Origin of the sequence: Roseovarius pelagicus (assembly GCF_025639885.1) — a bacterium.
GTDB classification, from domain to species: domain Bacteria; phylum Pseudomonadota; class Alphaproteobacteria; order Rhodobacterales; family Rhodobacteraceae; genus Roseovarius; species Roseovarius pelagicus.
The window spans coordinates 84,931-110,338 of sequence record NZ_CP106737.1 but is presented as its reverse complement, the minus strand read 5'-3'; the positions used below and the strand labels follow the sequence as shown (position 1 = coordinate 110,338).

The 25,408-nt window shown below is 63.1% G+C and carries 26 protein-coding genes and 1 pseudogene; 2 read left to right on the top strand and 25 right to left on the bottom strand.

Translation table 11 applies throughout. From position 1 onward, the window contains the following. Positions 1–99 precede the first annotated feature (99 nt). The 12 genes and pseudogenes from N7U68_RS00520 to N7U68_RS00470 all read right to left on the bottom strand — a co-directional run bounded on the left by N7U68_RS00520 (position 100) and on the right by N7U68_RS00470 (position 10,236). Complete coding sequence (locus N7U68_RS00520; RefSeq protein WP_007120662.1) at positions 100–306, bottom strand: hypothetical protein; 207 nt, start codon at positions 304–306, stop codon at positions 100–102. Positions 307–843: 537 nt separating this feature from the next. Beyond that, positions 844–942, bottom strand: a pseudogene (locus tag N7U68_RS20945) (DUF2493 domain-containing protein); the annotation flags it as partial. 4 nt (positions 943–946) lie between these two features. Further along, positions 947–1,963: a nucleotidyltransferase family protein gene (locus N7U68_RS00515; protein ID WP_263046771.1), complete on the bottom strand. Its 1,017-nt coding sequence runs from the start codon at positions 1,961–1,963 to the stop codon at positions 947–949. Between the two features lie 135 nt (positions 1,964–2,098). Continuing rightward, positions 2,099–3,028, bottom strand: a complete 930-nt coding sequence (locus N7U68_RS00510; protein ID WP_263046770.1) for a DUF2493 domain-containing protein — start codon at positions 3,026–3,028, stop codon at positions 2,099–2,101. A 760-nt stretch (positions 3,029–3,788) separates the two neighbouring features. Continuing rightward, on the bottom strand, positions 3,789–4,304 hold the full coding sequence (locus N7U68_RS00505) for a P-loop nucleotide/nucleoside kinase family protein (protein WP_263046769.1): 516 nt from the start codon (positions 4,302–4,304) through the stop codon (positions 3,789–3,791). A 138-nt stretch (positions 4,305–4,442) separates the two neighbouring features. Further along, positions 4,443–4,925: a VOC family protein gene (locus N7U68_RS00500; protein WP_263046768.1), complete on the bottom strand. Its 483-nt coding sequence runs from the start codon at positions 4,923–4,925 to the stop codon at positions 4,443–4,445. Between the two features lie 141 nt (positions 4,926–5,066). Beyond that, entirely contained in the window at positions 5,067–5,744 is a 678-nt protein-coding gene (locus N7U68_RS00495) for a DUF4386 domain-containing protein (RefSeq protein ID WP_263046767.1), read from the bottom strand. Continuing rightward, entirely contained in the window at positions 5,741–6,733 is a 993-nt protein-coding gene (locus N7U68_RS00490) for an EamA family transporter (RefSeq protein WP_263046766.1), read from the bottom strand. The genes N7U68_RS00495 and N7U68_RS00490 overlap by 4 nt, the downstream gene beginning before the upstream one ends. A gap of 183 nt (positions 6,734–6,916) precedes the next feature. Then, a complete protein-coding gene (locus N7U68_RS00485; RefSeq protein WP_263046765.1) occupies positions 6,917–7,555 on the bottom strand; it encodes a DsbA family oxidoreductase in 639 nt (212 codons plus the stop codon). Next, positions 7,555–8,178 (bottom strand): NAD(P)H:quinone oxidoreductase, encoded by a 624-nt coding sequence (gene wrbA, locus N7U68_RS00480; RefSeq protein ID WP_263046764.1) that lies wholly within the window; start codon positions 8,176–8,178, stop codon positions 7,555–7,557. The genes N7U68_RS00485 and wrbA overlap by 1 nt, the downstream gene beginning before the upstream one ends. Positions 8,179–8,285: 107 nt before the next feature. Then, a complete protein-coding gene (locus N7U68_RS00475; RefSeq protein WP_263046763.1) occupies positions 8,286–9,173 on the bottom strand; it encodes a LysR family transcriptional regulator in 888 nt (295 codons plus the stop codon). A gap of 121 nt (positions 9,174–9,294) precedes the next feature. Then, positions 9,295–10,236 (bottom strand): alpha/beta fold hydrolase, encoded by a 942-nt coding sequence (locus tag N7U68_RS00470; RefSeq protein ID WP_263046762.1) that lies wholly within the window; start codon positions 10,234–10,236, stop codon positions 9,295–9,297. 88 nt (positions 10,237–10,324) lie between these two features. On the opposite strand from N7U68_RS00470, the gene N7U68_RS00465 reads away from it, so the two are divergent. Then, positions 10,325–11,038 (top strand): helix-turn-helix transcriptional regulator, encoded by a 714-nt coding sequence (locus tag N7U68_RS00465; RefSeq protein WP_263046761.1) that lies wholly within the window; start codon positions 10,325–10,327, stop codon positions 11,036–11,038. A gap of 32 nt (positions 11,039–11,070) precedes the next feature. Here N7U68_RS00465 and N7U68_RS00460 read toward each other — a convergent pair whose 3' ends face one another. Next, positions 11,071–12,051 (bottom strand): NAD(P)-dependent alcohol dehydrogenase, encoded by a 981-nt coding sequence (locus tag N7U68_RS00460; protein ID WP_263046760.1) that lies wholly within the window; start codon positions 12,049–12,051, stop codon positions 11,071–11,073. 97 nt (positions 12,052–12,148) lie between these two features. Between N7U68_RS00460 and N7U68_RS00455 the strand changes: the two genes are divergently transcribed. Then, positions 12,149–13,030, top strand: coding sequence for a LysR family transcriptional regulator (locus N7U68_RS00455; RefSeq protein ID WP_263046759.1), 882 nt, complete (start codon positions 12,149–12,151; stop codon positions 13,028–13,030). Between the two features lie 261 nt (positions 13,031–13,291). Here the strand turns inward: N7U68_RS00455 and N7U68_RS00450 are convergent, their stop codons facing one another. The 12 genes from N7U68_RS00450 to N7U68_RS00395 form a co-directional block, all read right to left on the bottom strand. Beyond that, on the bottom strand, positions 13,292–13,873 hold the full coding sequence (locus N7U68_RS00450) for a rhomboid family intramembrane serine protease (protein WP_263046778.1): 582 nt from the start codon (positions 13,871–13,873) through the stop codon (positions 13,292–13,294). 147 nt (positions 13,874–14,020) lie between these two features. Beyond that, positions 14,021–14,428: a hypothetical protein gene (locus N7U68_RS00445; RefSeq protein ID WP_263046758.1), complete on the bottom strand. Its 408-nt coding sequence runs from the start codon at positions 14,426–14,428 to the stop codon at positions 14,021–14,023. 285 nt (positions 14,429–14,713) lie between these two features. After that, the gene (locus N7U68_RS00440) at positions 14,714–15,442 is read right to left on the bottom strand and encodes a DUF736 family protein (RefSeq protein ID WP_263046757.1); all 729 of its coding nucleotides are present in this window, start codon (positions 15,440–15,442) and stop codon (positions 14,714–14,716) included. A gap of 124 nt (positions 15,443–15,566) precedes the next feature. Then, positions 15,567–15,869, bottom strand: a complete 303-nt coding sequence (locus tag N7U68_RS00435) for a hypothetical protein (protein ID WP_263046756.1) — start codon at positions 15,867–15,869, stop codon at positions 15,567–15,569. 100 nt (positions 15,870–15,969) lie between these two features. Further along, positions 15,970–16,431, bottom strand: a complete 462-nt coding sequence (locus tag N7U68_RS00430) for a DUF6915 family protein (protein ID WP_263046755.1) — start codon at positions 16,429–16,431, stop codon at positions 15,970–15,972. Position 16,432: 1 nt separating this feature from the next. Continuing rightward, a complete protein-coding gene (locus N7U68_RS00425) occupies positions 16,433–16,819 on the bottom strand; it encodes a DUF6878 family protein (RefSeq protein WP_263046754.1) in 387 nt (128 codons plus the stop codon). 122 nt (positions 16,820–16,941) lie between these two features. Further along, on the bottom strand, positions 16,942–21,204 hold the full coding sequence (locus N7U68_RS00420) for a strawberry notch family protein (protein ID WP_263046753.1): 4,263 nt from the start codon (positions 21,202–21,204) through the stop codon (positions 16,942–16,944). Positions 21,205–21,310: 106 nt separating this feature from the next. Beyond that, positions 21,311–21,601 carry a type II toxin-antitoxin system RelE/ParE family toxin gene (locus tag N7U68_RS00415; RefSeq protein WP_263046752.1) on the bottom strand — a complete coding sequence of 97 codons (291 nt, stop codon included), beginning with the start codon at positions 21,599–21,601 and terminating at the stop codon, positions 21,311–21,313. Continuing rightward, positions 21,588–21,887 carry a type II toxin-antitoxin system RelB/DinJ family antitoxin gene (locus N7U68_RS00410; protein ID WP_074838673.1) on the bottom strand — a complete coding sequence of 100 codons (300 nt, stop codon included), beginning with the start codon at positions 21,885–21,887 and terminating at the stop codon, positions 21,588–21,590. The genes N7U68_RS00415 and N7U68_RS00410 overlap by 14 nt, the downstream gene beginning before the upstream one ends. Positions 21,888–21,991: 104 nt before the next feature. Further along, on the bottom strand, positions 21,992–22,648 hold the full coding sequence (locus tag N7U68_RS00405; RefSeq protein WP_263046751.1) for a DUF6927 domain-containing protein: 657 nt from the start codon (positions 22,646–22,648) through the stop codon (positions 21,992–21,994). Further along, positions 22,648–23,241 carry a regulator gene (locus tag N7U68_RS00400; protein WP_121068269.1) on the bottom strand — a complete coding sequence of 198 codons (594 nt, stop codon included), beginning with the start codon at positions 23,239–23,241 and terminating at the stop codon, positions 22,648–22,650. The genes N7U68_RS00405 and N7U68_RS00400 overlap by 1 nt, the downstream gene beginning before the upstream one ends. A gap of 76 nt (positions 23,242–23,317) precedes the next feature. Further along, positions 23,318–25,300 (bottom strand): ParB/RepB/Spo0J family partition protein, encoded by a 1,983-nt coding sequence (locus N7U68_RS00395; RefSeq protein WP_263046750.1) that lies wholly within the window; start codon positions 25,298–25,300, stop codon positions 23,318–23,320. Positions 25,301–25,408: the final 108 nt, after the last annotated feature.

The following is a 25,408-nucleotide window of genomic DNA, read 5'->3' as shown; positions in this document are numbered from 1 at the left end:
GGTCGCCTCGGGCGATCTGACCGCCGGACCCGGCATCCCTGGAACAGGGATCGGGCCGCCTCGAGTTCGTCTCGGGGCGACCCATCTTCGTCAGGGGATTCAGTCCTGGGGATCCTTGGCGCTCGGCGGGAACATCACCAGCTCCGAGACCGCGACGGGAAAGTCGAGCTTGAGGCTGAAGAACTCCGATCCATCCCCGTTGCGGGTGTTGCGGAACATCGCGCCCACGCGCTGAAAACGGGTGCGCTCCTGGCCATCGGTATCGGTGAACTTGACGGGGACGGTGGCGACGTAGTGGTTGGTCATTTGGGTTACTCCTTGTTGCGATGGGGATCACCCGGCACGGGGGCAAGAGGCCCGGTCGCAAGCGCAAATGCGGAGGGTCCGCGGCTCCGCCGTGGAAGCCGTATTTGTGCTTGCCGAAGCGTCAGCGGAGGGCACGATTGGACCGACCCCGTGCGATCCACATCAATGAGCAAAAAGGAGTGATCCGGATGACCCCTGCCATCACGCCGCCACCACGATCCGCGTCTTAGTCCCGCCAAGCCTGGCCGGGGTGCTGACGGAGCCCGCCCGCGCAGGTACGATGTTCCGAAACACCACCCGAGGGACGCGCAAGTCTTCAGCCTCAAAAGCGACGTCTCGACCCCTCGCGTCTTGCCCCGCTGACGATGTGCGAGGTTCGCACCATCCCCAGCCCCTACCGATGCGGATGGGCCGAACTCTGACGGACCGGGTAGAGCGATGACGGTGCTGGCCGCCGCGAGTTGCTGATCAAGTGTGACCGATCGCACGCGCCATGAGACATGACGAAAGGGCCGCGCCAAGCGCGACCCTCTCTCTTCAATCCTGCGACGCCTTCTTCGCCGGGTCCGCAACCCGCATGACCGTCAGACCTTTCGCTTCCGCCTTCTGCCCGAGGTTCAGCTCGACCCCGTTGCCGCGATCACGCGTCCAAGCTGTCGAGCATCACCTTGGTCTCGGGCATCCGCTTCAGCGTGTTGCCGATGTGCTCGCGCCAGCGGGGGCCAACCTCCAGCGCAGTGGCATAGGCATGGGACAGTTCATCGGGACGATCCTCAGCCATCGCCTCAATCAGGAAGCCCGCCTGCTCGCGATCCTTTGCGGATTTGAGGCTGCCTGATCCGTCTCGTCGCCGATCGGCAATGATCAGCTTATGGATCGCATAGCGCTCTGGACGAGGGACCTGCACGAGAATGCCGGATCGATAAACGGCCGCGGCGTAGATGGGTTCGGCAATCAGGAAGTTGAGGTAGTTCAATCCTTGGGCGTTCACGCCCAAGGCGGGCAAATCACGGATGGTCTCATCTCCGAAGGCCGGTGTGAGGAACTCGACCAGCTGGCCACTGCCACCCTGGGCCCACCGCCAGGTCCGACCTTGGTCAAGCGCTGGCAAAGGGTCAAACTTGAGCGCCGAGAAGGTCTCGGCGAGACTCGGGTCAACCTGATCCTGCAACGCCACGCTGAGCTTCTCGAATTGCGCAATGTCGATATCGCCGGTGTTGGCCATGCCGCCCAGGGGAAGGCGAATACCAAGCTCGCCTTCAAAGAGCCGGAACGCATTCGTCCCGACGATGGTGCCGCCCAACCGGAAGGTCCCGGCTGCGGCCATGGCCGACAGTATGGAACCGGTCGCCCGGTCGGTGGGCGTCATGCCTTCGGCGCGCAAGAGCCGAACGAGCCGCGACCGTTCCGCCTGCCGATCCTTGGCGGTCGCGCGCAGCTCCTCGATCCGGTCGATGCGTGCACGCGTCTCTGCGCTGTCCTCGCCGATATAGACGAACCGCATCTCCGTTCCGACGCGTCGCGCGGCGTACCAATAGGCCTTGTCGCCACGCTCCTTCAACGTTGGTTTGCCTTCGACACCGGACAAGGCGTCGTCCTTAAGGAGCCGCACCAGATCGGTGTAGGCGCTCATTGCAATGCTGCTGAGTGGGGTCATGCCAATCATTTCCAAGTTTTGCTTGGCACACGTCTACCTATCAAAATAGAAAATTGCTAGGCACGATAATCTGAGGGCATTACCACGCCCCGTGAGACATGACGAAAGGGCCGCGCCAAGCGCGACCCCCTCTCTTCACTCCTGCGACGCCTTCTTCGCCGGGTCCGCAACCCGCATGACCGTCAGGCCTTTCGCTTCTGCCTTCTGCCCGAGGTTCAGCGCGACCCCGTTGCCGCCGAAGAGAACAACGCCTGTCGCCGCGAACTTGTCGTCCAGCATTTCGTCGTTGCACTTGAACGGTGCCGCCCGCCCGTGCGCGGACCAGCGCGGATCGAAGCGCGCCTGTGCTATCCCGCGTGCCCGGGCCCACCGAGCCGCAATCATCTCCGCCCCGTGCTTGCCACCCTTGTGGCAGAGGAAGATCTCCTGGTTGCGGTTCTGCTTGATCCGCTCGCGAACCTTGTCGAGCGTGTTGAAGATCACATCGACATCTGTCCAGTCGGTGGCACCCGAGACGATCAGGGGCACCCCCTCGACTTTCGACTTCGCCGCCGTCTCCCGGTCGTGCTGCTCCAGCAGTTGCCGCGCCTCGAAAACCGCGCCGGTCTCTTGCGCCCGGACGCTTGCGCGCGACCCGGCTGCCGGGATGAAGGCGTGGCCCGTCTCGATCTCGTAGCATTCCGCCGCTGCCTCGCTCATCACCTCGATGGCGCTGACAATCTCGCGCAGCTGCAGAAAGCGCGCCTGCGCTTCTTCGAGCGCGGTCTCGGCGATCTCTGATCCGTCGTGAGATTTTGCCAGCGCACCGATCTTGTCGGCGGTGCGGTCGACCTCCTTGCCAAGCGCCACCTTGCGGCGCTGCAGGATCGTGGCGAGCCCATGGGCCAGCGGTTCGATTTCCGCCTCGAGTCCGGTCCCACGCAGCGGACCGAGCAGAGCCTCGAAGCTTTCGCGGATGATGTGGTCGGTCAGGACGTGATCTTCCGGGATCGGGAGCTGTGCGTCCTTCTCGGTCAGTCCGAAAAGTTCGATGGTCTCGTAGGTGTTTGCATTGTCGTAAGCCATGTCTGGTCTCCAGTATTCGGTTCCTAGGCCACCACGTGAGTGTGGGGGCATGGCCGAATGCCTGGTTTCCGAATCTGCCCGGGTCAGGGACGGCGCAGCCGCCGGCTTGCCGGGCGCAAAAGTTTTCTGCGCGCAGCTCCCGACACATGCGCGCGCTCACGTATGGGACCGCCCCGCGCCACGGGCCGCGCCCTCGCCGAAAAGTTTTGCGATCCTTGACGCGGGCTGATTTGGGGGCCATCCGGAGGATATGCTTCCACGCTCATGTGTGTGTGTGTTTTGACGGTAGGTTTGCCCGACCCGAGCAGGCAAACGGCCCGACCGGACGCGGGAGACGGATGAAGCGGCGGGATCGTTTTGCCCCGCAAAACAGACCAGAGCGCAATCCGGCGGAGCGGCCAGGGAGGGACGTGCTCGCGAGGCGGGCAAACCGGGATGCCAGGTGCGACGCCGCGGTGAGGCCGCATGGCCGAATGCGCGACGGACCGAAGGGCCGTTCTCCCCTGCGACACGCGAAGCCGAGCGGGGGAGGCCGCAAGGCTCAGTCCAAGGTTGACGTGCAGGCGACTACGCGGTGATGCGGGCGCAGGTGCGGGCATGTGGGTAGTCCGGCCTCACCAGGCGGCTCAGGAAACACTAGTGGGGAATGGCGATGAAGCCGCGAACACCCGCGAGCAAGATGATTTCCGCGCAACGCGCAGATAGTTTGCGACCAATTGATTTTGAGGGTGCGTATTCTGCACGGCTTCTGGTCTGATTTTTAGGTCTCCTGCACCTGATCGAGTGCTTCGCCATGCACCACGAGATCAAAGCCTTCTTCAGCGGTCGGCGATGCGAAGTGACTGGAAAACTGGTGGAACTGTGCCTCCGTGACCGCGAAAGGATGGTCTCCCGCCGCGTTGCGCGCGCGCAGCCGAGCCAAGCAGACGTCATCTGGCACGTCAAACACATGAAGCTGGTGGGCAGCCTCAGTGCTGGCGATGATCTCCCTCATCCAGGCGCGTTGCGCGACGGTGTTTGCCGGGAAGTCGAGGACGACCGACACACCCGCGTTCAGCAAGGCGACCACATGAGGCCCCATGACACTTTGGAGCTTCGATGAGCACCGCACGTAATCCTTCAGCGAATGCAGCTCATCTGCGAAGAGCGCATTGAGCCAGGAGTCCTCAGCGATAAGAACCGTTCCGGGCGTGGCCTCAAGCTGGGCCGCCATGGTGGACTTCCCAGATGCGATCTTACCGCACAGCATGTGCAGCGTCGGAGATTTTGACAACATTGTTATGGCTCCCTCATTGCGGGTGAAAAGATTTCAGGATTAGCCCATAGCGGGATCTGATGCCAAAGTGTTGGCCTCGGCCGCCAAGGCTTTGACAGATCATGCCGCCGCACTTCTTGCTTGGTATCATACTGCTGCTCAACGGCTCACCGATTGTGGCGCCGCACTTGAACGAGCGGCCCAGCCCGGATCTTTGGCAACAAGTTCAACGGTGTTGCCATCTGGGTCGAAGGTGAAGACTCCGCGCCAACCTTCCCAATCGAAAGTTTCGACGTGGTATTCCCGACCGAGCGTCTCATACCATGCGATGACAGCGTCCTGCTCCTCCCAAGGCAGGCTGAATGCAATGTCATGAAGCGACGAGCCTGGACCCGTCGCAGGGGCCACCTCACCGGCCCGCGTCTGGCCTGCGCCTTCGGTGTCGTTACGAAACAAGGCCAACACTGCGGTGTGGCCACCAAAGCCCTCGGCGATGCGAAGGAATACGATACAGCCGTTGTTCGCATCGTTGAGCGGTTCAAGCCCGATGACATCGCGATAGAATGTGACCATTGACTCAAGATCGATGCACCGGAGGGCGATTTCGCCTAGGGCGCGGATAGTGAAACTTCGTTGAGACATGAATCCTCTCTTGGTTGATCGTGACAAGCCGAAACCGGCTGTTCCGAAATCTCCGACACGGGCGCAAGGGCACGCATCTGTTGATCGGCGGCGCATTCGATCCGGACATCTCTTGAAACGACCTTTTCAACCTGGTCCATGTTAGACTGGGTTCCTTTGCAAAAGCAGCCGGACGCAGAACGCCGTCTCAGCGAGGATCGTCAGTAGATACGCCGGTAAGAATGCCTGGGACCATTCAGGGGAAAAGAAGCGCAGTCCGCTGCCGATTATATAAACGAGTCCGGCGATCGCCAGGCCGCCCCCGAAGACCTTCGCAAAATGACCTGATCGCCAGACAAGCAGACCCATGATCAAGCTGTTGACGCCAAAGAAAAAGAGGCCGAGATCATAGCCATGACCGTGCAGATCGAGGAACATCAGCGCAAGCTCGTTGGCATCGGCAAGCTCGTTGGGGCCAGAAATCAGAAGCCACGCGGCTTGCAGGACCATGAGGTTCGCGGCGATCAGCACGGTCTGGATCAGTCGGAACACCATCGCGGACAGGGCAAGCCCCGGCGACGCGGCCCGAAAGATCAGATAAAGCAGTATGGCGAGTCCGGCATCGCAAAGCGCCATCACCAGATCGGCGGCGATGGCCAGCCGGAACTGCCCCGGGGCGGCCAGGATCGCCGCCGCGGTGCCCGCCGCATCGCCAAGGTCGATCAACGGGCCACGCAGGGCCAGCTCGGCCCCAAGGCCCGCGACGATGATCACCAGGTACAACAGGCCGGCAAGCCGGGCTTGGCGGGCAAACGCGGGCGTCAGTGCGGGAACGGTCATCTGGGCCTCCTTTCGGTACGGTTGCCAATGACGTACCGGAACGGTTGCGCGCCGGATATTGCCGGAACCGCACCGGTGCGGTTCAAGATTGTTCCGCCCGCCAGTTCAGAATTCACCTCTGGCCTTGCCGGTGCTGGTGTCGTTGGGCGGTTCGCTCGTTGACCTGTCCAGACCGAGCCAAGGACTATCAGCGCGCCGAGCCCCTGCAGCTGTGACAGTGACTGCCCCAGAACTACCCAACCCAGCAGCACGGCCGTCACCGGACTCATCATACCCAAAATCGAGACCGCGCCAGGCTCGATCCGGGCGACGCCCCGGAACCAGAGCGCATAGGTGGCCGCAGCACCGATGATCCCGAGCCAGACAAGCGCCGCCAGGTTCGTCGCTGTAAGCGGCGGCAGCGCGGGTTCCATGATCAGCGCCAGAGGAAACAGGATCAAACCCCCCGCAGTGAGCTGCCACGCGGTGAAGCTGAGCGCCGAAACGGGCGGTTGCCATTTCCGGCTGAGGACTGTGCCCGCCGCCATCGACGCGGCGCCACCAAGGCCGGCGGCGATGCCGACGGGATCGAAGCCGGCCTTGGGCGAGATCAGCAGAAGCGCCACGCCCAGAACGCCGGTGGCCGCCGCGGCAACCGCACCCGCCCGGACCGGCGTACCAAGCCACCCACGGGCCAGAACGATCACCATCATGGCCTGCAGCGACCCCAGTGTCGCCGCGACACCGCCGGGCAGCCTATAGGCGGCCACGAACAGAAGCGTCCAGAACAGCGCGAAGTTAAGACTGCCGAGCAGGAAGACCCGACCAAGCCAGGCACGGGGAGGCAGACACCGCGTGACAGCAAGCAGCAGCAGTCCCGCAGGCAAGGCCCGAAGCGCTGCAAGGGTGACGGGATACCCCGCAGGCAGCGCCTCGGTCGTGACAAGATAGGTGCTGCCCCAGATTGCCGGGGCAAGCGCCGTGAGAAGAATATCAGTTGTGCGTGACATGGGTCATGTCTCCAGAACGGGCTCACCAGAGCGGGTAAGAGGAAATGTGCGGACGTTCTGGCCAAGGCTCGAGGCCAATGTCCCGCATCATTTTCGGGGATAGGTCGCGCGGCACACCGTGCAGAAGACGCAGGCGGTGCCGGAAACCGTTACAAAAGAACGAAATCAGCATGGGTATTCCTATCAGGCGACAAGGCGGAGGGCGGCGCGCAGTTGTGCGGCCAGATCTTCGCGCGGTCCGTTGACGAGGCGGGAACCTGTCTCGCGGACGATAAGGGTTGGAATGGACCGGACCTGGAGGTTTCGGGCGTGTTGCCGGTCGGTCTCGACGGCACGTAGGGTTCTCTGGTCTTCAAAAATATCAGTGAAGGCGGCGCCCTCGAAACCAAGGTCCCGGGCGGCGTGCAGCACCGTTGCCGGATCGGCGACGTTCCGCGCCTCCGTCAGATGCGCGCACTGCAGGCGGTCGAACATGTCCCAGTGGGCAGCCTGTCCGCCGAGCCGCTCGGCCGCCTTGCATCCCAGCGCTGCTGTCATGCCATGCGGATAATCGAAGGACGCGGCCCGCATCGCGTCGATATCAACGCGTTCTGGCCGGTCGCTGACCTCGCGGCAGACCGCCCAGTGCCCGAGGATGGTCTCGCGGGCATCCTCGGGCGTGCCCCAGCGGGTGGCCATCTCGGCGCGGCTGGCTTGCAGGACGAAGGTGCGGTGCGTGATGTCGAGTTCGAATTCGGCGGCAAGCGCCCGCATCCGCGACGAGATGTTGAAACACCAGCAACAGACGACATCGTGGAAAAAGTCGATGGTCAGTGCAGGCATCACGCGGCCTCCTCTGACAGGTTGGTGCCAGCCAGCCGCGCCGCGATCCGCGCGACATGCGCACCCTGAAAACGCGCGCCGGCGAGGTCGGTCTCTGTCGGTGCGCGCGACCCGTCGGCGCCTGCAATGGTGCCCGCGCCATAAGGCGCACCGCCGACGATTCCTTCGGCCGTCGTCTGACCGGCGAAGGTGTAGGGCATGCCGGCAATTAGCATCCCGAAATGCTGGAGCGGGATCTGAGTGGACAACAGCGTCGCCTCGTGCCCGCCATGCTGCGAGCCGGTCGAGGCGAAGACGGCTGCGACCTTGCCGACCAGCGCGTTCCGCGCCCAGAGGCCCCCAGCTTGATCGAGGAAGGATTTCATCTGCCCGGCCATCATGCCGAACAGTGTGGGCGTGCCGAAGATGATGGCGTCATACGCCTCCAGATCGGCCGGCGCGGCCTCGGGCGTATCATCTTGGACAAAGCCGACCTTTTGACGGATCTCTTCGGGGACGGTTTCAGGCACGCGACGCATGTCGACATGGGTACCGGGCACGCTGCGTGCGCCTTCGACTTCGGCCTGCGCAAGGGCGCGGACATGGCCATAGCTGGAATAGTAAAGAACAAGAACGCGGGTCATGGGATCCTCTCAGTGCATTGGGTTTCGATGCCTGAGAGGATGGGGGATCGGTCGGGCCGGAATAACCCGCTGACTGTCACTTCATTCTTTACGCAGGTTGAAGAATGTCAGGACCGGAGCGCCGTGCGCAGGTGGTCGAGGAAGGCCGTGACCTTCGCGTCCATCCCCAGCCGCGAGGCCGTCACGGCGAAGATCTCCGGCGCGGGAAGCTCCCAGTCGGGCAGAACGCGCACCAGTTCACCACGTGCCTCGGCCTCGTTCGAGACGAAGTCCGGCAAGGTGCCGATGCCCTGTCCCGCGATCAGGAGGTCGCGCAGAACGAGGCTGTTGCCGACACGAACCGGCGGATCGAGGTCGATTGTGACCGTACCGGAAGGGCCAGTCAGCGCCCATGAGGTCAGGTGGTCCGCAAGCAGGAATCCGGTCACCCGGTGCCGGGCGATGTCCTGCGGGACAACCGGCACGCCCGCCTTTTCCAAATAGGCGGGTGCCGCGAAAATCCGCTGCCGCATCGTCCCGATCCTGCGCGCCACCAGCGCCGAGTCCGGCATGGCAGGCCGAATGCGGATCGAGACGTCGAACCCGCCCTCGACCATGTCCACTACCCGGTCGTCCATGGACACTGTCAGACGCAGATCGGGATAGGCGTCGAGAAACGTTGGCAGGATCGGTGCGATCACTGTCTGCCCGAACGAGTTGGAGGCGTTGACCTTCAGGTGACCGCGCACGGCCCCGGCACCATCGCGGATGCGTGTCTCGACTTGCGCCACGGCATCCAGAATGCCAGTCGCCTCGTCATAGTAGAGCCGCCCGGCATCAGTGAGCGACATGGAGCGGGTCGTGCGGGTGAGCAGCGTCGTGCCAAGACTCTCTTCGAGCAGCTTGATCTCGCGGCTCAGAAGCGCCGGTGACACACCGAGATCCTCCGCCGCACGCGCAAAACTGCCGCGATCGACGATGCGGCGAAAGGCTTGCATGACGGAAAGCTTGTCCATTCTTCTCGGTCGTTCCTCGCGTGAGCGCCCCTTGCGGGTCGAATATCCCTCAACCTTATCACGGGCACGGCAAGGCGCGAACGGTTTGCGTTCGCGCCCGCCGATGGACCGTGACCGCCGCCTAGGCCGTCTGCCGAACCGCAAGCCAGTCCAGGATCGCCCGAGTGGTTTCCTCGGGCTTCTCCTGCTGGATCCAGTGGCCGCTATCGAGGCTGAGCACCTCCACATTCGGGACGAAATCCGCGAGGTTCTCGGATGGTGGGATCATGTCATGCGCTCCGTAGATCATGAGAGCCGGCTGCCGGACGATGGGGTCCACTTCCGCCAGAATGTGCCAGTTGCGATCCATGTTCCTGTACCAATTGATGCTTGCCGTGAACCCGGTTTGCTCGAAGGCCGCGATGAAGACGGCAAGATCCGCGTCGCTCATCACGGGATCACCTGCGGGCGCTGCGGCCGTGGCGAGGTTGATCATCATGCCCGGCTCGGGCGGCGCAGGCGGCTGGTTCTTGCGGAACAGGTTGCGCAGGAAGCAATCGGTGTGGGCATCCAGCACAGCGTCTGCGACACCGGGCTGACGGTTGAAGTGGACGAAATAGTTGTTGGGCCCGAATACGCTTTCCATGAACTCGATCCATGGGACTGGGGTGCGAGGCTGGTAGGGCAGCGCCAAGTTGATGATCCGGGTCACACGAGCCGGATGCAGGAGCGCCATGCTCCAGACGACGTTTGCGCCCCAGTCATGACCAACGAAGGTGGCCGCTTCGTACCCGAAGTGGTCGAGAAGCGCTGCGAGATCGCCCGTCAGATGTGCGATGTCGTAGTCTTCCACCTTGGCCGGGCGTGACGAGTTCCCGTAGCCCCTCTGGTTTGGAACGATGACGTGGTAGCCCGCCGCCGCCAGCGCAGGTATCTGGTGGCGCCACGAATAGGCAAGCTCGGGCCATCCGTGGCATAGCAGGATTGGGTTTCCTCGATTCTCTCGACCGGCCTCGAAGACCTCGAGGTGGGAATTGCCCAGCGAAATGAGCGTAGGCGCGGGGAAATCAGCGTTTCGGTTCATGGCAGTTTATTCTTTTTTAATTGCTTCGACGCTCGCCTATCTCAAAAAGGTTTCAAATCCTGATACCTTTGTATGGTATTAAGCCTCCATGAAGAGCCGTAGCCGACAAGACGCCATCGTGCGGACCCTGCGCCGTACCGGCACGAGCACAATCGACGCGCTGGTCCGAGAGTTCAGTGCGTCGCGCAGCACGATCATCCGAGACCTGTCGGCGCTGCGCGACGAGGGCTACGTAATCCACGCCGAACAAGGCCGTGGCGGGGGCTTGTCCCTGGATCCGGGATCCGTGCAGGCGACAGTGCGTATGTCGGTCACCGAGGTCTTCGCGCTCATCATCGGCGTCTCAAGCATGCGCGCCGCCCGGACACTTCCGTTCTCAAGCCTTGCCGATGCCGGGCTTGCCAAGATCGAGAAGGCCTTGCCATCCGACAAGCTCCGCGATCTGCGCCGCCTGCTCGACTGCCTCTACGTCGGGCCCTTGGCGCCCCAAGTCGACACGTCGAACCTTGGAGATATGGAGGCCGCCCTGTTGCCCGCATTCGAGCAGTCGTTTCTCGAGCGCTTGTGCCTGAGGTTCCGCTATCGCGACGCCAAAGGGACCGAGACCGAGAGGCAGGTCGAGCCGCAGGCCGTGCTGATCTTACCGCCACTGTGGTATCTGGTCGCCTGGGATCCGATGCGCGAGGATTTTCGGCATTTCCGCATGGACCGGATCAGCCGGCCCGAAGTGGTCGAAGGCACGGCATTTCGATCGAGGCACGTCCAGTTTGATGATGGCGTGCAACCCGTTCGATACGCCTAGCGGCGGTCAGTTGGCGGCGAGGGCAGCGGAGGTCAAACGACGACGACGTTCCCGCGCTTGTGTCCCGTTTCCATGTGGCGGTGCGCATCAATCAGATCGGTCAGGGGATAGATCCGGTCGAGCACGGGCGACAAGGTTCCGGCCTCAACCATTGCCAGAAGATGTACCAGGTGGGCGCGCAGGATCTCCGGCGACTGCAGGCCCGCAGCGGCAAACAAGGCGCGGCGATGGCCGATCAGGCGGCTTTGCAGCATCGCGCCCAGAAGCGGCAGCGTCAGCACGGGGCAGACATAGCGCCCGTTATTCGTCAGCCGGGCCTTGGCTGTTCCGAAGGTACTGATGCCGAGCGTGTCGAAAATCACATCGTAGCGCTCTGGCAGAGTGGTGAAATCCTCTTGGGTGTAGTCGATGATCCGGTCCGCACCCAGTCCCGCGACAAAGGCGGCGTTTCGCGTGCTGCAGGTTGCAGCAACATGGGATCCGGCCGCCTTGGCGATCTGCACCGCCGCAGTGCCGAGGCTGCCTGATCCGCCAAGGATCAGCACGCGCTGCCCCGGCCGCACCTGCGCGACCTCGTGCAGAAAATGATACGATGTCAGCGGACCGTCGCACATCACGGCGGCGTCCTCATGCGCCAGCGCGCGGGGCTTCTTCATCAGCACGCTCGCCTCATCAAGACAGATGTGGCTGGCATTGGCCCCGAACTTCATCCCCGCCTCGCCGAAGACGGCGTCGCCCACGGCGAACCGGCCAACCTTTTGTCCGATTGCGATCACCTCACCCGAAAGCCCGGTGCCGGACAGGTTCTGGCGCGGTCGGCGCAGGCCGAGGAACGGCCGCGCAAACAGCGGCCGTCCTGCGCGCATCATGCCATCGGCTCGGGTCACGGCCGAGGCGCGGATGCGGATTAGGACTTCGCTGGGTCCGGGTGTCGGAAGCGGGCGCGTTACGGGGTTCAGAACATCGGGCGCGCCATAACGTTCGATGCTCCAGGCGCTGAGAGTGGCAGTCATGGTGGTGTCCTTTCGGTTCGATTGGCTTGTCTCTACCGGATCGAATTCCCGCCGCATATTGCCAGAAACGCGCCAATGTGGTTCATAATCGTTCCATATGGTGGATTGGAAATCTCTTCCGGCCTTTCTGGCCGTTGCGCGGGCGGGTTCCCTGCGCGGGGCTGCCGAGCAGTTAGAGGGCACCCATGCAACCGTGCGTCGGCAGGTCGAGGGGCTGGAAGCGCAACTGGGTGCCCAACTGTTCCGGCGGAGCGCAGGGGGGCTGGAGCTGTCGGCGGCGGGCCGCAAGTTGTTGCCTCAGGCACTCGAGGCCGAAGCGTCCTTGCGTCAGGGCTTCAACGCCGTTCGCGGGCTCGACAGCGAGGCGGCAGGGCGTATTCGCCTGTCGGCTGACCCGATGACCGCACATTTCCTGCTGGCGCCGGTTCTGGGCGAGTTCCTGTCGCTCTATCCCGATATTCACATCGACATGAACCTGTCCTACGCCATCGACTCGATCGAGAAGCTGGAAACCGACGTATCAATCCGTCATGTGCGCGACCTCACTGGCGATGCCGTAGGGCGTAAGCTGTTTCCGTTGTCGATCGGTGTTTTCGCTTCGCGCGGCTACATCGACAGGCACCTGCACGATGCCGGGCCGCGCGGCGACGGGCTGACCTGGCTTGGCTATGGCGAGGTGCCGGAATTGCAGGCGATGATCGCCGCTTCACCCTTTCCGCGTGCCACGGTGCGCCACGCCATCGCCGATCCGGCGATGCACCTGCACCTCGCCCGCGCCGGGGCTGGCATGACTTTTCTGGCGGCATGGGTACAAAGCGTCTTTCCTGAGATGCAGCGGGTGCCAGGAACCGAGCTTGACCAAAGCCGGTCAACCTGGGTGCTGATGCATGCCGATCTGCGTCGAGTGCACCGGGTCAGGCTCTTCGTCGATTTCCTCTATGAGAGCCTGCTCGAGCGACGCGCTGACTTCATCGGCTGATTGTCACTTCAGGCTTGATGCGCGTTTGGCCGCGAAGATTACATCTCCGGCATTGCTGCATATTGTATCCTGACCGAGCGCCTAACTTGAGCTTCTTCTTTCAACTCTTTTAATAATTTATGGCGGAGAGGGTTCTACGTCAGGCCCGCTTCCTCCAGTATTTGGACTTATCAGGGGGGTCCAATTTGCCCTGACCATCTTCGCAAAGCTGCCGTTAAAAATTCATGGTATGAGCGAACGCTAAGGGCCGAGTGTACGGCTTCAGTCCAGATCGACGCCGCCGAGGCGCGGCGCATGGACATGCGTCCGGACAAGGACTGCAGCGGCAACGCCCGCGATGGCACCGAAGAGATGCGCCTCCCACGACACGCCGGGTTGGCCCGGAAGAACGCCCCAGAAAATGGAGCCGTAGAGGACACCGACCAGTAGTGCAGCGCCCAAGGTGACCAGTGAGCGATCCACGAGGCCGCGTGCGACGAGGAAGCCAAACCAGCCGAAGACCAGCCCTGACGCACCGATATGGATGGCGGAGCTTCCGAACAGCCAGACGAGACCGCCGCCGAGGCCAATCACGATGGTATTCACAGGCAGCAAGGCCCGCGCGGTCGTGGCCACCAGAAGCCCACCCATAAACAATAGCGGCGGCGTATTGGCCATCAGGTGCGCGAAGCTTCCGTGCAGCAGGGGCATTGCGATGACGCCATCCAACCCGCTTACGTGCCGGGGGATCAGGCCGAAGGCCGGGTTCAAGCCGTAACCGATAATCCAATTGAGGAGGTGAACCGCCCAGAGCAGCGCGACAAAAGCGGCAAGCGTTGCGGCGCGCCGCAAGAAAGCGCGCATGTGATCCCGGTTCATCATGTTGGCGACAGTAGACGTCCCCACAGCGCCTTCAACAGCTTTCGCGCGCTGCACAGGGTGCCACCTTTGGGAAAGGGGGTTGAGGCGGCAAACCTCGGTACGGCTCAAGCCAAGAGAATGGCTTCGATCTTAGACAGTATTCCCCAGCCGCAGGGGCATGATTTCACGCTCAGGGCGCTTCAGGGCTTCGGCGTATTTGCGGGCATTGTCGTCAATCGTGCCGTGCCAAAGCTTGGAGACGAACGCCCGAGCGTCTTGGACCGTCATATCGTTCAGCGATGAGGACAACGCCATGAAGAGCTCATCCTCGCTGATCGCGGCGGCGCTATGCATGGCGTCCGCGTAAAATGACGGGTCGTTAAGGACCTGCTCGCTTCGCGGCATCCGCGCGAGGTTTTCCTCCGGGATCGCCATGAAGATCGTGTCCTGCAGGTCGGTCAGATACGCACGCCGCGAGGTGGACACCGGCTTTCCTGCTGCCTTGGCCTCCAAATATCCCTGCCTGGTCTTGTCGAACTTCGACTTGGCAAATGACATGATGACATCGCGCTTTCGGGCGGGTAGCGCGAATCCGGTGCAGCGCTCGATATGAGTGAGGAGATCTTCAACCTCTACCTCAACATCAAAGCTCTCGAACCATGGAACCGTCCCTGATCTAGCCGCCACGCGCCCGCCCTCGACATTACGTTAATATATTATTGTATCGCATTTGCACCAGATCGCAAGCGGGTGGCGTCCTTCACGCAAACAGACATGGAAAAAGGGGAACCGTGGTCCCACGGCTCCCCTTTCAGTTCAGGTCGTCTCCCCCTCGCGCGCCGATTAGGCGACCAAGGAGAGCCCCGCGCCTGCGTCCTGCGGCTGCTCACCGCTGTCGATGAACGGGATGATCGAGAAGGTCTGCCCGCCGCGCTGTTCTTCGTTCTGCACGGCGTTGACACGCAGATCGCCATCGGGCGTGTTGATCAGCAGCGACAGGTAGTCGTTGCCCGTGCGGCTGCTTTTCGCCATCCACGCCGAGCCGACGCGGATTGGCGTGCCCCGGGGCGAGCTGACCTCGATCCGGTAGTCGGGGTGGGTCTCCTCGGTCTTGTAGCTGTTCTCGATCAGCATGAACTCCAGATCGAACATCATGTTGGCGATGTAGCCAGTGAAAGCGTTGTCGGCGTCCATGGCGGTAAGCTCGCCCGAGATCGAGCCGGATTTCATCAGGCCGTTCGAGACCAGAGGGATGAACTCGAACACGCCACTCTGGGCCGTGCGCGCCTCTTTCGTCTGCACCGCGTTGACCCGGAAGGGGCCGAGGCCGACATCGATCTGCATCGAGATGTAGGGGTTGCCGCTGGTATTGCCGGTTTCGTTCCAGGCCGTGCCGATGCGGACCTTGCGGCCCGACTTGTTGATCGCCGTCACGTCAAAATCCGGGCTGCGTTCGGACATCTTGGCCCGCGCCTCCAACTGGATGGCGATGTCAAAGCGCGTCGAGTGGATCATGCCGGTGTACTGAGCGGCTGCGGTCTCGACATTGCGAGTGAGGGTTCCTGCGAACATGGGATGGTTCCTTTTGGATTGGCCGGTGCCTGACGTTCTTGCCAACGCATCCGGGATTGCTTTCTCGACCCCTTGAGGGATCACAAATCAGAAAGCCTGCTTTCCTTTCAGCCCCGCCCACGGGTCAGAGCTGCCGTCCGAGTGGGAATGCCCCCGCGCCTCCGGGTGCTGCGCCCCTCCCCTGACCGTCTGGTCTTGATTGGCTGCACGGATTTTCCGCGCCGTCCTCGGATCGCGCGATGAAAAACTCCGCCTCTTTTCCATTCAACTGGTGCCCGCACCGGTCGGTCAGACCGATGCAGCTGCCGTTCGGCACATAGGTGATCAGGTACTGACCGACCCGGTCCTTGTGGACAACGTAGCCTGTATTGGCCCAGTGCACGATCTGGCCGGCATCAACGGCGGCCTTGATGTCTTCGAGTGTCATGCGAACCTCCTCAAGAAGAATGGTGGGGAAACGACGCAGGAAGCCCGGTCGTCCAACCGGGCTTCCATTCAGCATTCGTTTGGCAAACGGCCGAGACCTGTCAGGCGCTTTGCGTGGCTTGCGTCGCGCGCGCCGCCATCCAATCTTTCAGGCCAAGAACCGTTCTGCCGGCTGCGACCTCGGAGGCCCAAGCAACCCTTGGGTCGCCGCAGGGCTCGGAGCCGACATGCCGGTCGATGTGGCCATTGGCCATCCATGGTTCGGGCTGGATCCGTCGCAGCCAGTCCGCCATGCTCGGGATTCGGCCCTGGCAGTCTTCGCGGACGTGCTGCTCGCCGATCCAGCGCACGGGAATGTCCCGACCTGCGCTATTGGTCAGGGTCAGGCCGAAGACACGTTCGGCCTCGAATAGGCCCTGGGCATGGTGGCGCATGGCTCGGTGCGTAAAGAGCGCGAGGTGCTCTTTCGAGGCGTCAAACCAATCGTGCACAGCCTGATAGTCAGACGGCACCCCGCCGAATTTCCGGGCGGAGCTTTCGGCATGATGAAGCGGATGGGCCATCTCAAAGACCCTCGACATAGCTGTGCGAGCATTCGACATAGCGATCCGCGTGGTCGAGGGTGATGCTGTCGCCGGTGATGTCCCAGGTCAGCGTGCCGTAGCCGCCCTCGTTGTTTTCGAACCCCAGGTGATGGTGATAGGCGAGCGACCAGGCGAAGTCGCCAACCTCTGTGGCAAGCGGCTCCGGTAGTTTGACCTCTGCAGGCTGCACCGTCACATCCTCGACATTGCCAGAGTCGCCATAGCCTTCGTATTCGGCAGTGACCTCGCTGATGCCAAGCGCGCGTAGTTGCGCGAGCAGCTCCGTTCGGGATGCCTTCAAGGTGGTTTCGCGCTCCGCGCGCCACTGAGCCGCCATTGCGGCATAATCGATCTGGGGATTGGTCATGGGTCTGTCCTCTTGTCTGAAGTTGGGGGGGCCGGGCGTGGCATTGGTCTGCGCGCGCCCGGAAAGAGCAGACCGGTGAAATCCAGATCCGCGACGCCCGACCCAAAGCCCGCTTTGACTTTTCAGGCGGCTTGTTCTGCCGTCATGGCGGCTTCCTGCCCCACGATCCGGGCCAGAATGCCCTCAGTGTCGACCCCGTCCCCATGCGGCAGGAACACCCGCAACTGGAAGGCGATGATCTCGGTGAAGCAGCCGAGGGCCTTGAGGCCATCGATCATGCCCTTGTCCGCGCCGCCCAGCTCGAGACGAATCTCGCCTGCGACACGGCGACGGGTCAAGGTGAGACCCCGGCCGAGATCGACCGGCGCCGTGGTGCCGAGCGCAGCGGTCAGCATCTCCTGCGGTGTTTGCGGGTTGGAGACGAGGAAGCGGGCGCGCAGCGCGGCCGCACCTTCCTCGCTCAGCGTGCGCCCGATCATCGCAGTCGCCCCGTCAGGCGTGACCCGGTAAATGCGTTCATTGGTGGTCGGAATGTCCTTCCAGATCGGCAACAAGAGCCCGGTCAGTAGGTAGAGCTTGGTCGTGGTGGTTTTTGGCAGGGACGCAGCCTCGGCATCCCAAAGCCTTGCAAACTCAGGCCTTCCGATGTCTTCCCAGGCCGAAGACTCGAACCGCGTCTCCTCCAGATAGCTGGACCCGTTTGGCCTCGCCGCCTTGCGCATCAGCGTGACAATGTCCTCGTCATACATCTGCATGGGGCGCGCCGAGATGAGCGCCGCGCGACCGGAGGCGCGATTAACCATCGGCAGCTTGTCCGGATTTCGCGATATGGCCTCTTCCGCGCCCAGCACATACACTGGGTCGGTCACCTCAAGCCCGATGATCCGCGTCACGGCGCCGGATTTCGGGCAGGTCCAGAGATCCTCCGTGGAGACCTGTTCGATCTTTTCGCCACGCAGGGTTTCCACGCCGAGATCGAGCGTGCCCGCCGCGCGCGCCCGCTCAGACTGATCGGCAATCCGCCTCATGAATTCCGCAAAGAGCGCGTTCTGCTTGTGGATGGGCAGGGCCAGAACCCGGTTGAGAAACCGCTGGATCGGCGGCAGCTCCTCGAGCAGCACCCCGTCCTTGTCGATCAGCCGCAGGGCTGTCCAGTCGGTGAAGCTCTCGTAGCTCATCGCCTCGGCGCGCCCGGCGGCAAGATCGGCGAAATACCCACGCAGTGCCGCCCGCGCGATCGGGCTTTCGAGATTGTCCTCCTCGCGGAACATGCCTTGCGAGCCGGTCTCGCGTTGGCCCTTGGTCAAGGCCCCCAGCTGGTCTAGGCGCTTGGCAATCGTCGAGGTGAAACGTTTCTCGCCATGCACATCCGAGGTACAGACCCGGAAGAAGGGCGCGCTGACCTGAGCCGAGCGATGCGTGCGCCCAAGCCCTTGGATCGCCGCATCGGCACGCCAGCCGGGCTCCAGCAGGTAGTGCCGCCGCCGCTTCTGGTTCTTGGCCGTTTGCGCCGCATGGTAGGATCGGCCCGTGCCACCCGCATCGGAGAAGATCAGGACATCCTTTTCGCCGTCCATGAAGGCCTGGGTCTCGGAGGAATTGCTGCTGGCGCTGCGCTTCTCGATGAAGAGATGGCCATCCTCGGCCTTGAGGGGCCGGATCGATCGCCCCGTGACCTCGGCGACAGCCTCGTCACCAAAGGCCCAGAGGATCTGGTCGAGCGCCGAAGGGATCGGGGCCAGCGTCATCAATTCCATCATGGCCGCGTCACGCAGAGCGAGCGCCTCGCGCGAGACGACCAGCGCCCCGGCCTCATCGCGCAAAGGTTCCGCCACCATATTGCCGTCGATCTCGACCAGCTTTTGCGCATGAATCGGGAAGGCCTGTTCAAGGTATCCCAGAACATAGTCGCGCGGCGTTAGCGCGCCCTCGACCAGCTCGTCCTCCGGGTCCATCGTCTCAAGCCGGCGTTTCAGCAGGCTCTCACCCGTCGAGACCACCTGGATGACGCAAGCCTTGCCCGCCGCCAGATCTTCCTTGATCGCACGGATGATGGTCGGGGCCTTCATGCCCATCAGGAGATGGTTGAAGAAGCGCTGCTTCGTGCTCTCGAAGCGGGATTTGGCCGAGGCGCGTACGGCCGAGGCATTGGTCTCCCCCGAGGCATCGTTGATGCCCGTGGCTGTCAGCGCCGCCTCGAGATTGTGGTGGATCGTGCGGAACGCGCCCGCGTATGCATCGTAGATCTCGATCTGTGCCGGGGTGAGCGCATGTTCGAGCACATCATATTCCACCCCATCGAAGCTGAGGGCACGGGCCGTGTAGAGCCCGAGCGTCTTGAGATCGCGCGCGACCACCTCCATGGCAGCGACACCGCCGGCTTCCATCGCCGAGACGAAGCTCTCACGGCTCGGGAAGGGGTATTCCGGCCCCTGCCCCCAGAGACCAAGACGCGCGGCATAGGCCAGGTTGTGCACGCTCGTCGCCCCCGTGGCCGAGATGTAGAAGACGCGAGCGCGCGGGGCGGCCAGTTGCAGGCGCAGGCCCGCAAGGCCCTGCTGGGAGGGTTTGACCCCCCTGCCCTGCTCGGACCCTGCCGCATTCTGCATGGCATGGGCCTCATCGAAGGCAAGAACGCCTTCGAACTCCGCGCCCATCCAGTCGAGGATCTGGCTCAGTCGCGTGGTGCCGCATTTGCCCGCGGACCGCAGCGTGGCGTAGGTGACAAACAGGATGCCGTCGCCCATCGGGATGGGCTGGTCCGGTTTCCATTTGGAAAGCGGCTGGATGTCGGCGGGCGAACCGCCGAGATCGGTCCAGTCGCGAATGGCGTCCTCGATGAGCGTGGCGGATTTGGAGACCCAAATCGCCTTTCTGCGTCCGGCCAGCCAGTTGACAAGGATGAGCCCCGCGCATTCGCGGCCCTTGCCGCAGCCGGTGCCGTCACCAAGGAAGTAGCCGAGACGATAGGCCCGTGCATTAGGGTCATCATCGGCGCGCGTCAGCTTGGTCTGGTCGTCATCGATCGTAAACCGCCCCGGCAGATCGCGCCCATGGGCATCATGGGCCATGATGATGGTCTCGAGCTGCGCCTCGGAGAGATCGCCCTCCTCGATCAACCGTGCGGGCAGGCGCAAGTCATCACTGCCCGCGCCTGAGGGCACCGGCGGCGCAACCGAGGCCATGGCGATGCTTTCGACCAGCGGCGTGGGATGTTCCTGCGCACCCGCGATCTCGATCCGCTGCGGACGGTAGCGCGCATAGATGTCCGACATGGGCGTGTTGTCGCGCGGGGCCTGAAGGCTCGTGAAAGTTAGCGGGACAACGGCATTGGCCCGGGCTTTGGAGGCGGTGACAACACCGGCAGCGGTCTTGCGCGGAGCAGAGGATGGTACGGTCGGCCGCCCGTGAGGGATCGCTTCACCCCCTTGGGCGGGGCGCATCTCGGGCCGGGTTGCGGCCACGGCGTCGACAAAAGGAAGGGCTTCGTCCAGATCGCACACAATGGCGCGGATCATCTCGCCATCCTCCTGCACCTTGTCGAAAACCATGAGCTGGGTTTCGACAGAGGTGCCAAGCTTGCGGTAGACCTGCCCCGGCATCGTCAGCGCCAGTCGCGGCGTGAGGAGACCGCAGGCGCGTGCCCAATGCGCGGCATCGCGTTCGGGCGTGAATCCCGGCGGCATGATCGCCACCAGCCGCCCACCGGGCGCGAGACGCTTTGAAGCCGCGATGAGATGTTTGGCGGCGATGTGCTTGTCTCGGGAGCGATCGACCGAGGAGGCGAAGGGCGGATTCATCACCACGACGTCGGGTAGAACCGGCGTCTGCAGCAGATCATCGATATGCTCGCCGTCATGGCCTGTGACCTCGGCACCGAAGAGGGCCCGCAGGAGGCGCTGGCGAAAGGGGTCGATTTCATTGAGCAAAAGCGTGGCACCGGCCCGGGCGGCGAAAGCAGCCAGGGCACCGGTGCCAGCCGAGGGCTCCAACACGGTCTCGCCCTTGCAGATCACCGCCGCCCGCAAGACCAGCGCCGCAAATGGCAGCGGCGTGGAAAACTGCTGCAGCCGGATCTGCTGCTCTGACCGGCGCGTTTCCGTCAGCAGCCGTGAGGCAAGCAGCTTTGCAGCGGCGATGTCACCTGCCGCGCCGTCCCCACGCAGCAGCACATGGACAGCCGCGGCCTGCATCAGGTCATAGGCCATGCGCCAGTCCCAGGCACCGCCAGCATCGCTGCCATGAAACGTCTCGCGCATGATGCGCGCGAGCGCTGAGCTGCGCAGGGGTTGGTGGTCGACCTCCGCGCCGATCTGCGCGAGGGCAGAGGCGAGGTCAGGGTGGGAGATTGAGAGAGCCGGATTTGCCGGTTTGGGCTTGGTCATGGGGATTTCCTTTGGATCAGGGTCTGAGTTCCAAAGGACAAAAAGCCCGCTCTACACTTTGAAGGCGTAGAGCGGGCAATTTTTTAGCGGAGGGCCTGCACGCCGATCATGGCCACTGCTGCGCAGCATGAAGTACGCGCAAAATGGTCACCATCTCAGGGCTTTCAGCATAAACCACGATGTAGTTTGGCCGAACAACCATCTCCCGGGTCCCATCGACACGGCCCGCGCGGTACATTTGAGGGCGTTCTGGAAGGAGGGACGTCTTGTGTTCAATCTCATCTTTGAGAACTTGGGCGGCATCCGGGTTGTCATCGGAAATGTAGTCAATAATTGCCAGCAAGTCGGCGATGGCCGTGGCTTTCCATTCAAGATCGGGCCCATCAAGATTTGGCAAGGCGCTTCCCGTCAATCAATGCTTGGGCGTCTTGCATCGCCTTGGCATGGGGCGTTGTGGGGCTTGGATCGTCCAGCGCTTCCTGTACCTTCGCCCGGAACCAGGCGTCATAGGCATCCGGATCAGCGGTCAATCCGGCAGGCAATCCGCCTTCTGCGGCTACGCGGGTCAGAAGAATACGCACCGCATCGGAGAGCGTCAGACCGACGCCCGCAAGTGCGTCCGAAGCCTGTGCTTTCAGCTGATCGTCAACACGGACATGAAGCATGGATGTTTGGGCAGGCATGGATGGTCCTCCAGTTGATGGGAATGATGTATCTCATTTGAGATACGATTTCAAGTCGGCAGTATGTGTGCGCGTGGTCCCGTGGTGTTGTCTCAGCGGGAAACTCAGCCACCCTGCCCCGCCAGGAACTCCGCCAGCACAGGACTGGCCTCGCCCTTTGCGGAGCTGAGCAGCTCCGAGCCGGCAAGCGAGGCCTTCGACAGGCGTACGAGCCCACCGGTTTCCTCGATGCGGTAGCAGCGGCGTTTCTGCCGGCCCCGCCTGTAGTGCGTCGCGGTGACGATCTGGCAGGTGCTGCCATCGGTGAGCGTCACCGGTGTTGCGAGCTTGATCTTGTCGCCTTCCTCGTAGTCCGGGATCGCAGCCCAATCCCGGCAGCGCTGGCGCCAGTCCTGGGCGTAGCTGTCGGGGTCTTTCAGATCGGAGAGGAGCTCGATCAACCCAAGGGGAGCGCGCGACTCGTTCGGGCCAGCGCTTTCCTCCATGTCCTTGTAGCCCCAGCAGCCATCGTCGTACCGGGTGAGGAAGACGGCTCCGAAGGTGATCGAGCCGTCCGCATCGGTGACATAGGTCGCATCCTCGACAGGGGTGCCGTCGAGATTGGTGACCCTTGCCGCCGCATACCAAGTCGAGCCGACCTTGCAGGCCTTGACCAGTTCGGTTTTGCGCCTGTCGCCTTCGAAAGTGCAGAGCCGTGTGATCTCCGCTTTCTCATCCGCGTAGGTTTGGACGCGACCGTCGGTGTAAAAGAGCCAACCCATTATGCCGCCCTCCGGTCATCGATCTCCATCAGCGCATCGAGGGGCACGCGGTAGGGCTGCATCGCGTCGAAATCCTCGCAATTGCCGCAGTTCTGCACGATCGCGAAGGTGTCGCAGGCATCCTTGAGGATGACCCGGAAGGTGCCGCCGAGGCCCGAGGGCACCTCGTAGGTCCCGCCGATGAGATAGTCCGAGGCCCGGCGCACGAAGACGCGGATGCTGTGGCCATCGGTGGCGAGCCGGATGGCCCCCCGCCCCCGGTCGATGAGCACCTGCACGTCATCCAGGATGTCGGTGTAGAACTGGCCGGTCAGATCACGAAACGCCATGCGGCGCTGCGCCATCCAGTCGGTATCCCGAAACGGGTTCATGCCATTGGCGAAAGCAAAGGAAGGATCGGCCTGTTCGGTGGTGACGATACGGGTGGTCGTGCCATCGATGCCATTTGAGCGCAGATGTACACCATTGCCGACGATGAGGATCAGGGCGGGCCTGTCCACGGGCCCGTTCCAGTTGGGCAGGAAGGTTTTGCAGGCGCGCGCATGCGCGATTTGCGCCGCGACAGCGGACGCAGAGAACTTGAGAATAGCCATGGGGATGTCTTTCTGTTCGGTGTGGGAAAGGGTCGACCCGCGCGGTGTTTGAGCCTTGCGCGGGTCGCGTGATGACTCAGGCCGCTTGCGCGACCTCGCTGTCAGGCTCGGGGGTTTCCGCAGTGGGCTCCGCCTCATCACAGGCAACACCGGCGGTCTGCATCATCGGCGGGCACCAGGCGGCCACCGCGGCGCGCTGCGCGTCCGTGAGCGTGGCGAAGGGCTCGGCGAAGAGCTTGTCGCAGAAGGCGACGATCTCCTTCTTGCTCGACGAGGCTAGCGTCACAGCCTCCTGGGCGAGACCCAGATCCTCGCCGAGGATCTTCAGGAGCCAGGCCTTCTTGAAGCGATTGAAGAGCGCCGCGTTCGGCGTCCAGTGGGCGCGAATGTCGGGCATGATCTCGATCTCGAACGCATGCATCAGGCTGTCGCGCCGAGGATCCCGTGCGAAGCAGGACTGCGTGGTGCTGGCGGTGGCATAGGCGACCAGCTTGGCCTTCTCCCCTGCCTCCAGCGCGCGAAACGCCGCGAACTGATCGGCGGGCGCGCGGGCGTCATCGAGCCACGAGAGGTCAAGCGCATCATGCGCCGCCGCCACCTGCTCGAGGGAGGTCTCGTCGATCTCGTCCATCTTGGCATGGCTACGGTATTCCTTGCGGGCATCGATCTTGATCGCCTGCGTGACACTCATGCCGCTGGCCAGAACATCACTGACCAGCTTGAAGAGAGTGAGATCGAGCGTGGCCTCCGGATGCAGCGCCATCGCAGCGCCAAGGGCCATGGCCCGCTCGGTCTTGAGATCCTCAGCCAGCGAGGCCGGATAGGTGATTTCGCCGGCATCCGGGGCCTCCTCCCCAGTCGGGTTACTCGAGGAGCCGTGCGCGCCCTCCTCTTTCACGGTGTCCTCCGGGCGGACGAGGCCCACATGGAGGGTCACCTGCCCGCCCGACCAGGACGCGATCACCCCAGACCGCGCGAGGTCCTCGGCGCTGTAGGCCTCCTGCAGGTCGCGGGCTTCCTCTTCCAAGGCGTCCACGCGCTCGTAAAGGGCATTGTAGGCACCGTCCTCGAGCCCCTCATCTTCCATCTCGAGCTGCAATTTCTCAAGCTCGGCGGCGATCTCATCGATGCGCTTCCGGGCAGCCTCATCCGGCTCGATCGGGCCGGGATAGACGCGGCCGTAGTCGGCCATGGTCGCGTAATCATAGCGCACCTTCGCATCGGCCCAGGCAAAGCCCAGCCTCATACGAGCCTCTTCGGCAGCAGCACCGAGCTTCTCGAGCAGGATGGTCTCGACCAGCGCCGCATCCTCAAGAACGGAATGTTCTTCCAGAAGGTCAGCCGCGACGGCGCCGCCGCGGGCCTCGTAGTCCGCGCGCACGAAAGCCCCGATATCATCGCTGACCTGCACACCGCGGGATTTGAGCGCCTGTCGAACGGTATAGGCCTGCAGATAGCCGCCGTCCTTCGTGAGCGCCTCAAAGATCTCGCGCTGCGCCTCCTGGCTCGGGTGCTCGGCGAAGGCCTTCATCGTATCGAGCGTGATCACCTTGGCCCGGGCCGCGGCGCGGATGTCGGGGTGGATCAGGCCATAGCGCAACCGGCCTTTCACGGCGGCCACCGTAGTGCCGAAGGTCTTTGCGATGGTCTCGGGCGTCTGGCCGTCGACCTCCATCATCCGGGCGAAAGCCTCGAACTCGTCGATTGCGTTCATCGGTGCCTGGGTGATGTTCTCGGCGAGCGACAACGCCGTGGTGACGTCGCAGTCGTCAGGGACAAGGCGGCAGTCGACCTTGGTTTTCGCCGTGAACCCCTTGCTGGCCTTGTCAGCGATCAGCTCCTTCAGGGCTGCATGGCGCCGGCCACCGGCGAGGACAGCATATTTGCCGTCGATCTTCTGAACGAGGAGCGGCTGGAGGAGACCCAGCACCGCGATGCTGGCTTTCAGATGTACGATGTTCTCGGGATCATAGGTTTCCGGAGAGTTGCTGCGCACATTGGCGGGATGCGGGACCAGATCGCCAATGGCGACGGTGAGAGGGGCAAAGCTTGTGGTCATGGGATATCCTTCCAGGTGGGTGAGGTGTGGCCCGCGCGTCCACGCGCGCGACCAATCCCCGGCTTCAGGGATCACCACGACAAAAGGCCCACTCTCCCTTTGAGGGGT